Here is a 12,217-nt window from a genome sequence, read left to right as displayed (position 1 = left end):
AGAAAGCGTCCTTATCATTTTTTCAAGATCAGATGAAAACCGGAGGGAGGGGCAACATGAGCAGATCGCCATCCTCCATTACGAAGCTCCTGAGTCGCTGGCAAGAAAACGAGCCAGGCGCCTTCGAAGACCTGATTGATCAGGTTTATGCCGAACTTCGCGCGATTGCCCATAACGTGATGTCATTGGAAAAGAACAAACCTTTCCAGACCACCGGATTGGTGCATGAGATTTATGCGGACTTGGGGACAAAGAGCGGAATTGACTGGCAAGATCGCAATCACTTCTTCAAGATCGCCTCCATTGCCATGCGGCGTGCCCTCATTCACGAGGCCAGGCGAGGAAAAGCTTTAAAACGCGATGCAGACCTGGTGTCGGCCGATGAGACGTTGCTTTTTTCGGGCTGCGGCACTGCCGAGGATTGGCTGCTCTTCGACAGCCTGCTACGCGAGTTGGAGCTCCAGGATACCTGCATGGCTAAGATTGTTCAGCTCAAGGTCTTCTGCGGTTATACCAACCAGGAGACAGCCGATAGTCTGGGTATTTCCATCGCCACGGTAAAACGCAGGTGGTCATTTGCCAAGGCTTGGATCTACAAGCGCTCTCTGGAGCCCGATTCGTGAGCGGGGATAAACAATGGCTGCTTCTTCAGGAATGGTTTGCTCATGCAGAATCCTTGGAGGGAGAGGATCGAGAGGCATTCCTGAAACAATCCAGGCTCGAGGACCCCGACCTGGCCAGGGAGCTGGCAACCATGTTGGATCAGAGCAGTGGGTCGGCTGAATACTGGCGAAATATGATGGACCCGATTCACAGTACGGTGGTCAACACCGTCTTCGAAAGAGGTCCCCGCTCCGAACCGGAGGAAGCGGGCACAAAAACCCCCACGCCGGCGAGAATAGGTGCTTTTCAGATCATTGAAGAGCTGGGATCCGGCGGCATGGGCGTGGTCTATCTGGCCCATCAGACCGAACCCATGGAGCGGGATGTTGCCCTCAAAGTGGTTCGCGAGATCCCGGGCAACGCTTCATTGGTAGATCGTTTCGAGCTGGAATACAAGATGTTGGCCATCATGAGCCATCCCAATATCGCCCAGATCTACCATGCCGGCGTCAGCGAGGACGGCCGCCCCTATTTTGCCATGGAGCATATCGACGGAATGCCTATTACTGTTTTCTGTGATCACCACCGCTTCACAATCGAGCAACGGGTGGCTCTCTTTCGCGGCGTTTGTGATGGCTTGTTACACGCCCATCAAAAAGGGATCATTCATCGGGACCTCAAACCGTCCAATGTGTTGGTCACTTTTCACGGCAGTAAGGCGGTCCCCAAGATCATCGATTTCGGCATTGCCAGGCAAATCGATTGGTCGCGCCACCAGTGGGCGGCCGATCCGGTTTCTCACTTCGGTTGTATGACCTACATGAGCCCGGAGGGTTTGAACAGTGGGGAAGACCACGATGCCCGCACCGATATCTATTCATTGGGTGCCATACTCATCGAGCTGTTGACAGGCCATCCCATCATCGACCCGAAACAGCGGGAGAAAGCGGGACTCGAGAAAGAAATCGAGACTTTCCACCGCTCCAGGCTATCGTCAGCAGTACAGCTCCTGGATGAAATCACCGACCTGACTGAGGTGGCTCACAACAGAGGCACTACGCCCGGAGCCCTGAAACGAGCGGTACGGGAAGACTTGACATGGATCGCCGCAAAGGCTTTGGCCGAAAAGAAAAAGGATCGTTATGCGTCAGTCTCGGAGCTCGATGGCGATTTGGAACGCCATGAATGCGCCTGTCCTGTCCACGCCGCCCCTGGTAAACCCTGGTACATATTTCGCAAATTTCTGGCACGCCATTTTTTTATCGTGTCCATGACCCTCATTTTCGGGCTCTTGATTCTTGTTGGGTTTGTAACAGTGACCCAAATGTGGTCGAACGCGGAAACAGCACGCCGAGAAACCGGGTTGGCTCTGAACAGGGTCAAGGCGAGTAAGCAGTTTCTGATGGACTATCTGGCCGCACCTGATCCCGACCTAGAGCACCGGGATGCAGAGCAACGCTTCGACGATATGGAACAGTTGCTTGCCGGCTCCATACCCGCTCACCAACCCATGGATGCCGCTCATCACTTGATTCTAGGTCGGGTCGCCTATGGCTGGGGGCTCTACAATCGCGCGCTGAACCATCTGGAGCAGGCTGACCGGATGGCGGCTAGAAGCGTCTATCCCAGCCCGGAGGAACGACTCGAGATCACTGACTACCTCGCCAGGACCTTGAGACGTCTGGGCCGTTTAGAACGGGCCGAGGTACTCTTCGACAGGCTCCTGTCAAAAAGGATCGCCCATAATGGCGAGCACGACCCTCTAATGTTGAGAATCCGGAACGAGCTGATCTCTACCCTGGTGAGCATGGAGCGTTTCGAGGAAGCTGAACCCATGGCGCGGCACCTGCTGACAGTCCAACAGCAGGTTCTGGGCAATCGACATCAGGATACCGCCGGAACCATGGTGGGCCTCTCCAATGCTCTGGTCGGCCTGCACCGTTTTTCGGAGGCCGAGGCGTTGCTTGAGGAAGCCATCGAGGCATTGACATCCTCTCTAGGTTCCACTCATCCCCGTACTCTGGTTGCCCAGAATAACCTGGCCAACAGTCTGGCTGGTCGCGGTGCATATGCAGAGAGCGAACGCTGGTATCGAAAGGTTTTGGAAACACGAAGAGCCGTGCTCTACAAAAACCATCCCCATACTTTGAGCACCATGCACGGCCTCGCGCGGGTTCTCTACCTCAGCGGTCGTCCGGTTGAGGCCGACCGGCTGGCTTCCAAGGTGCTGGAAACACGCCGCGAGACACTCGGGCCCCATCACAAACAAACCCTGGCCACCATGAACAACTTAGCGGTTCTATACAACAGCCTTGAATATTTCGAACGTGCCGAAGAGATGTTCCGGCAGATCATCGGTGTATATGAGAGCAGGGGCATTCCTACCCATCCCCAAAGTCTGCGTGCCTACAACAACCTGGGTGACCTGATGGTGAGATCGGGGAGGAGCACCGCGGCCATTCCCTTGTTGCAACACACCCTCTTGCTCAAGGAACAGAGCTTGGGTATTTCTGCGCGCTCCACACTGGATACGCTGTGTACTCTGGGGGAAGCTTATCAGCAGGCGGGTCGTCCGGAACAGGCAGAAGCACTCTTTCGGCAGACCGTGATGTATGCAGAGGACTATTTAGACGCCGGCGACCAACGCACCCACCTGTACCGCGTCTACCTGGCGCGTTGCTTCATCTTCCTTGGACGGAGAAACGAGGCCGCTGAGCTCCTATCCATCTCTGAGGCTCATTTCAGGTCATCCGGATTGCCGGAGCCCGAATGGCTATGCCGGGCATGGGAAAAATTACAGGGGAGCCAGTACACCGAACCGTAAATTCGCAAAGGGGATTTTGGCCATTTTTCGCGTCGGATTGCTCATCCCTTAACATATCAACAATTATGTGTGGTCTTCGCGCTTTGGCGTCACGAAAAATGTCTCAAAATCCTCTTTGGCGAACTATGACTCGGTGTGCTGGATAGTAAGCTTCCTGTTTGTAAGGTTTTATAGGTTATTCGAGTTTTTTTTCGGAAAATGCGGACCGAAAATTCGAGGCATGCGCATTTCTGGTGCGCCCGGATGCCGGGCCTATTTCGCGGCGGATGCCTTTATGCCGAATCGGGTCCTGATCGACGACCAGGCAGGTCGTCCGAAACCATTGCGCCCAGAGACAGCAAGGGGGATTCCCGCTCTAAACGGAGTTCATGCCATGCTTTGTTCATCATCGAATTGCCTCATTTATTGCCTGATTCTGATCCTGCTTCTTTCAAACTCGTCCTGGAACGTCGCCACCTCGGCACACCTTGAGAACAAGGAAGAAAAAACACTGGGAATCCACTACACTGGCGAGCACCCCGACAAATGTCGGTGCTGCCGGGATAGCAGAAAGAGAAAAGTTCGAGACGCAAAGCGTCCTTCCATATGTGGCTGCTTCCTGAGCGAAGACCGCATCAGCGAAACCGATGGTTCGGCGGATGATCCGGATGGAAATGGAGGTAACCATCAGGGCTGACCCCGGTTGATTCACTTGATCCAATCCCTCCGGACCCGGTTCCGGGGGGATTAATTCACGAGAAGGGCTTTCAGGAAGAGCTTGCACTTGTTCCATTCACGCACGACCCGGGTTGGCGACATTTCGAGGATCGAGGCAATTTCCACCTTGGAATACCCCAGGTATTTGAGCTGGGCCAGCACCCCCATGCCGGGCATCGCTTCATCCAGGCGTTCCAACGCCTGTTCCAGCCATAACCGGTCCACATCTGAGAAGGAGGGATCATGGTCCATCGCATCATTTTCTTCTGTCGGAGGCACGGTTTTGATACGTGCTCTTTGCCGACGGGCCTTGTCGATCACAATTCGCCGCATCCCTTTGTAAGCGAAGCTCCTGAAAGCCTTCGAGTCATAGGGCTGGAGCTGGTTGGTCGCTGAGAGACGCAGAAAGTATTCCTGAACCAATGATTGGGTTTGCATGAAGTCATGCATGCCGTCCCCGGCCAAGCAGGCTTTGGCAACCTCTTCCAGCTGAGGGTGGAACAGCTCGATCAATTTAGAGAATGCCTGATCATCTCCACCTTGAAAGGCTCGCAGCAGGTGGGTTATGGTTCCAGTTTTTTCATTCATAGGAGATAACATACTCCTCCTACCCCTTTTGGCTCATCAAAGTGTCGAGAATAATAAAATCACCATTCTTGAAAAATCAAGTTTAAAAAAAATAAATAACAGTTGATCCTCTGGTGTTGCCTTTTTCCCCTATAAGTACAAAAGCCATTAATGGAGGATTCATGAGGTTTGACAGATGCTCGATTGAGATACGCCCTGCTCGCGGGAAAGAAGGGGAGCCTGACGTATGTGGTGTCTGAACATAGGGATCTATTTGTTTGCACTGGGAAGAAAACCTCTGAGTCTGCCGCTGGTCTGGATGTTGATCACAATGCCCGCCACCTGCATGGCTTTCACGGAAACCTCCTACGTCTACCGGCTTGGCCCGGCCCTCCGGGTCCTCTACCGGCTGGAAGATACGAACAAGGGGATTTCGGAAAAAAAAGCTGCCGAGAATTGGCAGCGGGCCTGGTCCACCGTCGCGGGGCTCACCGGTAACGTTGGTCGAATCAATGCTTTAAAGAAGCCTTCCGAGACCTATCTGCCTGTATTGATCGATTTCCACGGTGACAGAGCGCGATTGGCGCAATCGGGTTTCAAAATCCAGACAGGGATTGGATCCATTTACAGCGGAACCATTTCGTTGGATCGCCTTCATGACTTAGCCGCTTTGGAGGGCTTGGATCAGGCCCGCATGAGCCAGTTGATGAAAGCGATTTGGCGACCGGTAAATCATCCCGGTCCCGCCGTCCCCTATCCGACGCGTGCTGAAAAAAACAATATCCCCATGGACGCGGGAGCAGGCACAATTGTGGGTTACCTGGACACAGGGGTCGATATTTTCCACCGCGATTTTCGAAAAGCCGACGGCACAACCCGTATTCTATACATCCTGGACCTGTCCCTACCAGGAGACACGGATGGCGATGGCTTGCTGGACGGCCCCGGTCCTTTTGGTGGCACCTTGTTCACTCGAGCCCAAATCAACGATGCCCTGGCCAACAGCAGCGATTTTCCCTCTATCGACACCACCGGGCATGGAACTCACGGACTCTCCATTGCGGCGGGCAGCACCCCGGAGATGCCGGGCATGGCGCCGGGCGCCGATTTGATTGTGGTTAAGGGAACCCGCCATGCGGGCACGCTCGACTTTGAGTCCTCCGACATCATCAACGGCCTGGCCTTTATCGACGAGATGGCGGGAACCCACCCCTATGTCATCAATCTTTCATTGGGCACCATGTTCAGTGGCCATGACGGTAGAGCCCTCGAAGAAAGGGCCATCGATGCCCTGGTCGGAGAGGGTAAGCCCGGGAAGGCCGTGGTCATCGCCGCGGGCAATGCCTCCGACAATCACGGCACCCGGTTCCGCCATTTTCAGGGTAAGGCCTATACTGGTCAGTGGAACGAGCATATTCTTCACGTTCCCGAGTATTCATTTCCCCAGCCGGGCACGGGTAACGATCTGGTTGTGGTTCAAATCCTCTTCGACAGCAATGACCAACTCAGCCTTCGCATTACTGCACCTGATGGTAAGACTCAAGTCAGCATCGGCGGCTTCGAACATGTCAGCCGTGATACCCCGTTCGGCCGGATTTTCCTGTCCACCATGGGGCGCAACTCTGGAGGCGGAGAGGCGATCATCATGATTCACGACGACCTTTACAATGCACCGGCGGCAGGGGATTGGCGGCTGGAAGTTCATGGGGCACGAATAAACGCGGGTGGCCATTACCATGGATGGTTGAGTGATTTCTCCCTCGTCGGCGGCCTGGACCCTTATCTCACCGGGGCGGCGGATAATCATTATCTGATCGGTAAACCGGCTACCGCTTACAACGGGATCGCGGTTGGGAGCTTTGCCGAGCACATCGACAGCACCCGCTTTCGCACAGCTTGGACCGATATTAATGGGACGGACCAGGCGGATACCTCGGCGTTCATCGGCGACATCTCCGAGTTTTCTTCACCGGGTAAAACCAGAGATGGTCGCTTCAAACCGGATACAACGGCGCCGGGAGAGCTTGTGATAGGGGCTGTCAGCAGGGCCGCGTTTCCCGGGACCTCCCCACACTCAATTTACCTTCATCACAAGCTGGACCACTCGGAGGCACTGATCATCTCATCTACATCGGAGGGCAACTACGGGGTACTAGAGGGGACATCGTTTGCGGCTCCTGTGGTTACTGGGCTAGTTGCCCGCTTACTTTCCAGAGATCCTGGCTTGGATGCCATTCAAGCTCGTAATATGGTGATTCAATCCTCTTGGCAAGACGATTTTACGGATTTTGTCCCCAACCCTGAATGGGGTTTCGGAAAGGTGGACTTAACTCTGGGATTGAATGATATTCTACACCATAATATCCGTATTGAGACCGTTGCTCTCGCCCACGCTCGGATGGATGATGAGTATAGTCACTCTCTTGTGGCATCTGGTGGAACAAAGCCATATACATGGTCTATCCTTGATGGAGAGCTACCACCAGGTTTTGAGCTGAGTCATGGTTTGATTACCGGCAATGGTGAAAAAGAAGGAAACTGGAGCTTCACAATAATGGTCCAGGATGGAAGCCCAAAACCCCAAATTCACTCAAAAGAGCTAACGCTTCAGGTAATTGCTTACACAAACCCAACTATCATCAGTGATCATATAAAAGTTACTCAGAAAGGAAGGCGATTCCGTCAAACGTTATTGGCTAAAGGGGGTGTACCACCTTATTCTTGGCACTTATGGTCCGGAATTCTCCCAGAAGGAATCGATCTGAGACCGGATGGTACATTGATCGGTTATACCAAAGAAGAGGGCGAATTTTCCTTTACCATAGAAATTCTCGATAAAAATGAGATGGCCTTTCGAAAAAGTTACAATTTGAATGTAATTGGTGAAAATCAAGGTGCCTGGCGTTTCGAGGGCACCTCATATCCAGAATTAAGGGAATTGGTTATCGATCCCAGTGACCCTTTGCACATGCTGGCCCTACTACATAGTTATGAGACTTGGACAAAGGAAACATGGGATGGCGGCGAAACATGGGATACCATTGGTTATGACTTAGAAGCGAACCTAGCTATTTCTCCTGCTGACGGATCCATTTGGGCTTCCAGAGACTGGCGTGTTCCAGCGTATTTTAATCGTATCGAAAATCGATGGGAGGACTGGTACTTTTGTGATGATTACGATTACCGAACCCGAGCAGGAGCACTCGAGTTTTCTACAGATGGGCGTCTTTTTGCATTTTTTTGGCGGTTGCAATGCCGCGACCAAAAGGTTGTTCTAGACAATACAGTTGCTACCATTGACATAAGCGGGATAGTATCACAAGGAGAGAAGCTTCCATACCCATCCGCCGTCGGTGGATTTCGTCAGAATATGAGTTTGTATCGCGCTGATCCTGAGCATATGTATTTATCTGCATATGTCTATGGCTCCTGTATCCCATCTTGTCCTGATAATTCAATTAGTGTCTATAGTCAAGATGGAGGGCACACGTGGGACAATATACCTGTTGAAAATATATACGAAGAAATTGAAATATCTCAGACTGATCCGGGTGATATAATAAAATATGAAAAATACCTTTCCGAATCTAATAAACTCATGAAAAGCACAGATTACGGCCAAACTTGGGCGGATTTGTATATTCCAGACGTTTATAGCATTTCCTCCATTGTGCGAGACGACGATTCCGCATCACGCATGATGGCAAGTACAAGTAAGGGTATTTTATTAAGCAAAGATGGCGGGATTTCATGGAGAAATATAACGACCGAAAATGTTCGAAGGTCACCCCGAGACCCAGTATTCGATGGACCGGGCCTGAACAGGGTTTTCATATGGTCAAGGCATTATGGACTCCTGCAGAGTGACGATGATGGGGCGAATTGGCAGCAAAAGAACTCAGGGCTACTATCCATGCCATTAAGTGGAATTGCTATCAATGAAAACAACCCAAAAGAATTGCTTATTCCTAGTCGAGATGTTTTTTTAACAAGGTCTTCTGGTAACACATGGGTTAGAACTGACAGAAGGGGATCCGATCCTTATTTTAATACCCTTCCTGAAATTGCTTTTTCGGAGCCTAATAGATATTATTACGTATATTATGATGGCGTATGGCGTTCAGATAACCGGGGTATTACTTGGTATCAACCCAATCCTTGTTTTGGCAACGGCCTGAACAACAAAGCGGCAAGACTCGTTGATTTTGCAGTGGATCCGTTTGACGAAAACCGATTGGTTTCTCTTGATGAAGATGGCTTTTCTTGGATTTCTATTGATGGAGGAGTGAGGTGGGAACAGATGATGAGTCCTTGCCGGCCCTGTTCTTACTCACAGCTCAGTTTGTCAGAATCATCTTTGATTTTTTCAAAAGTTAAGCAAGGGAAACTTTTAGCAAGTTTTGATAGAGCCTTATATAAAACAGATGATTATGGAAGGAATTGGGAACTCATAAAAACCCTTTCCTGGCCAGGTTATCCGGACTTCGCGATCGAAGCATCTGGTATCGATCCGGAATTCATCTATGCAGCAGGTCCGAATAGAATTCACTCTTATAATCCTTATACGGATTTATGGCATGATTTTTTCTTAAGTGCCCGAGCCCTCAGTGTGGCCATAGACCCTTCAAACCCCTTGGTCGCCTATGTTGGTTGTGATAATGGAGGTGGTGTGTATAAAACCGAGAGTGCGGGTGAAAGCTGGTTTAGGATAGATAACGGCGTTTTTGATAACCAGGACATCAATGGTTTGGTGCATCATCCAACCGATTCAGGTATTCTATATGCCAGCTCCAACAGGGAAGGTGTCTATCGCACAATAGATGGCGGTGATACATGGGATAATCTCAGGCAGTTTAGCTCGGTTGCCGACCAGATCAATATTTCAACGAGAGCGCTAGGCAATACCGAAACGATCTATGTTGGCACACAAGGTTTTGGGGTGCAGGTGTCATCGGATAGTGGGCAAAGCTTCGAGCCAAGGGTCGCGGGGCTCGATAACTTTTATGTCAATGCATTACAACTGGACCCGGACAACCCGAATACACTGTATGCCGGAACCGAAGACGGCCTTTATATCACCAATGATCAAGGCTTGACCTGGTTGCCGACCAGCCTGACCCGGGCTCCAATATCCGATATTGCCATCGATCGGGGCACCAAGCCACGAAGGATTTACCTGGTTTCGCTTACGGACGGCCTCTTCATTTCCGAGGATGGCGGCTTGAGCTTTGTATCTTCGAACCAGGGCCTCTCATCACAAATACTGACAGCGCTGGAGATCCAAAGCAACGGTGGCAGAACTCGTATTTGGGTGGGAATGCACGGAGGGGATGGCGTGGCTTGGTCAGATAATGGTGGGGTCGATTGGTTTTCGGGGGCGGGAAATGGGTTTACGGACCATCGGGTGAACGACCTCATTGTAGATCCAGTTCTTGTCGGAAGGATCTGGATCGCTGGTTCCAGCGGTGTATATTACAGCGATGATTTGGGAGATCACTGGACACCGCATAACGCCGGTTTGCCGGCAGGCGTGCCCGCAACGTCCTTGTCCTTTGATCCTCAATCGGGAGCGCTGCTGGCCAGCTTTTCTTCCGAAGTTGCCGGTGGTGTTTTTCGAGGGGGTAATCAGCATGGTGCCTGGCAGCCTTACAGTGGTGGACTGACCTCGCTCAAGGTAACCCACATCTCCCGTGAGACGGAAGGGGCATTGCGTTCCCCGGATAGCCCCCTCTTAGTCCACACCTCTACCGCGGGAGGCGGACTATTTGCAACTGTGCTCGACCCGCCCGAGGGGGAGGCGCCCAATATCCTTACGGCCACATTGCCAAGGGGGTCGAATCGGGAGACATATCACGCAGCCCTTGTTGCCGACGGTGGTGTGCATCCTCATGTCTGGTCCCTCGTAGAAAGATCACTACCTCCAGGGTTGGGGTTGTCTCCTGAGACAGGGGAGATTTCCGGTCTTCCGGTACAGCCAGGCTTCTATTCCTTTGACATTCAGGTAACCAGCGCCAACAAAATCAGCCACCGAAAAACATTCTCTATCGAAATAGCTGACGAGGACCCTCCTCAACTTTTGCAGGGGCCCGGTGACGCTTCCGCTTGTCTCAAAGGTGAGGCCTCTTTTTTTGTCTTTGCACGTGCCTCGGGAGATCTTGCCTACCAATGGCGTAAAGACGGCTTCGAGATTCAAGGTGCAAGGAACCCGAGCTACACCATTTCGTCAGTTGTATCGAGCGATTCCGGTAGTTACGATTGTTTGGTCAGCAACCAATTCGGATCGCTCACTTCCAATTCGGCAAGACTCACCGTGAGTGAGCCGATTTCGATTGTCACTCATCCAGTAGAGCTGACGGCCTGTACTGAAGAATCAGCATGTTTCAGCGTGACTACCGGTAGCAATGATGTGTTGACATATCAATGGCAGCTCAATGGCCATGATATAGGTGGCGCCAATGAGCCCAATTTTTGTATCGACTCCGTGACAACAAACGATTCAGGTGCATATCGTTGTATTGTTTCCAATCCATGCTTTGCCTCCATATCCAACCCTGCAGGCTTGACTGTACACGAGCCGATTGACATTGTCTCCCAACCAGTGGGCCAAGCAGCATGTCTCGGCGATCAAGTCAACATCAATGTCGTCGTAACCGGCACTGAGCCGATGAGTTACTTTTGGCAGAAGGACGGTATCGATATTCCGGATGCCACTGGTCCGAGCCTGGTCCTGGATGTGGGAAATCAATCTGATGCTGGAGAATACCGTTGTATCGTCACCAACCCATGTGGCGCCTTTTCCTCCAATTCAGTAATGCTGACTGTCAATGAGCCGGTAACCCTGACTCTGCAGCCCCGTGATATTATTATCTGTCCTGGAGAAGACCTCACATGGTGTGTCGCGGCAAGTGGCAGCGAGCCTCTTTTCTATCAATGGTACAAGAACGGAAGTCCTGTTGCTTTAACCCCCTGCATATCTTTCAGGCCCGTGGCTGTGAGTGACGAGGAGGTGTATGTTTGTGAGGTTTCCAACGTTTGCGGCAGCAGAACATCGACCCCGGTAACCCTGACCGCGGATGGTCCTCTGGCCGCCATGATCCAATCTCCCGGCGCTCTGGGCCTTGATCCCCCCCTACTGGAAGCCCGGATTTCCTGTTCCCGTCCACCGTTTAGCCTTACATGGGAGAATAATATGACCGGTGCGATCACCAGCCAAAACCCTCTTCTGTTGGATCCCCTGCCCGAGGCGACCACGAGCTTCAACCTGACCGTTAGCGATGAAACGGAAACAGTGTCTATACAAACAACCATCCTGGTTGCTCTCGATCCCCTTTATCGAGATGTTAATGGGGACGGCTGTAATACCTTGACAGATCTCTATCTACTTATCCAAGACTGGCTCTATGCCATCCCCAATGACCCCAACGGCGACGGGTTTATAGATGTGCGTGACTTGCTCTATGTTAACGTAAGCGACCCTGAGTATTGTAACCCGTAGAGCGAACCAGATTTCGGTTGTCAATCAAGGGC

Annotated in this window: 5 protein-coding genes; 4 read left to right on the top strand and 1 reads right to left on the bottom strand. The window is 51.8% G+C overall.

Annotated features, from left to right (window positions below):
- Positions 1-56 precede the first annotated feature (56 nt).
- The 3 genes from J3U87_RS34535 to J3U87_RS34525 all read left to right on the top strand — a co-directional run bounded on the left by J3U87_RS34535 (position 57) and on the right by J3U87_RS34525 (position 4,103).
- Entirely contained in the window at positions 57-623 is a 567-nt protein-coding gene (locus tag J3U87_RS34535; RefSeq protein ID WP_237380697.1) for an ECF-type sigma factor, read from the top strand.
- Entirely contained in the window at positions 620-3,427 is a 2,808-nt protein-coding gene (locus tag J3U87_RS34530; protein ID WP_237380695.1) for a serine/threonine-protein kinase, read from the top strand. The genes J3U87_RS34535 and J3U87_RS34530 overlap by 4 nt, the downstream gene beginning before the upstream one ends.
- Positions 3,428-3,647: 220 nt before the next feature.
- On the top strand, positions 3,648-4,103 hold the full coding sequence (locus tag J3U87_RS34525; protein ID WP_237380694.1) for a hypothetical protein: 456 nt from the start codon (positions 3,648-3,650) through the stop codon (positions 4,101-4,103).
- A gap of 50 nt (positions 4,104-4,153) precedes the next feature.
- On the opposite strand, the gene J3U87_RS34520 is transcribed toward J3U87_RS34525, so the two are convergent.
- A complete protein-coding gene (locus J3U87_RS34520; protein WP_237380692.1) occupies positions 4,154-4,711 on the bottom strand; it encodes a sigma-70 family RNA polymerase sigma factor in 558 nt (185 codons plus the stop codon).
- 226 nt (positions 4,712-4,937) lie between these two features.
- Between J3U87_RS34520 and J3U87_RS34515 the strand changes: the two genes are divergently transcribed.
- Positions 4,938-12,185, top strand: coding sequence for a S8 family serine peptidase (locus J3U87_RS34515; RefSeq protein ID WP_237380690.1), 7,248 nt, complete (start codon positions 4,938-4,940; stop codon positions 12,183-12,185).
- Positions 12,186-12,217 lie beyond the last annotated feature (32 nt).

This window comes from Sulfidibacter corallicola, from assembly GCF_017498545.1.
In the GTDB taxonomy this organism is placed as follows: domain Bacteria; phylum Acidobacteriota; class Holophagae; order Acanthopleuribacterales; family Acanthopleuribacteraceae; genus Sulfidibacter; species Sulfidibacter corallicola.
This window is presented reverse-complemented; position numbering and strand designations above follow the sequence as displayed.

What these genes read in the sequence shown, in the direction of transcription:
- J3U87_RS34520 (WP_237380692.1), bottom strand. Translation starts at nt 4,711, where the DNA reads ATGAATGAAAAAACTGGAACCATAACCCACCTGCTGCGAGCCTTTCAA.
- J3U87_RS34535 (WP_237380697.1), top strand. Translation starts at nt 57, where the DNA reads ATGAGCAGATCGCCATCCTCCATTACGAAGCTCCTGAGTCGCTGGCAA.
- J3U87_RS34525 (WP_237380694.1), top strand. Translation starts at nt 3,648, where the DNA reads ATGCGCATTTCTGGTGCGCCCGGATGCCGGGCCTATTTCGCGGCGGAT.
- J3U87_RS34515 (WP_237380690.1), top strand. Translation starts at nt 4,938, where the DNA reads ATGTGGTGTCTGAACATAGGGATCTATTTGTTTGCACTGGGAAGAAAA.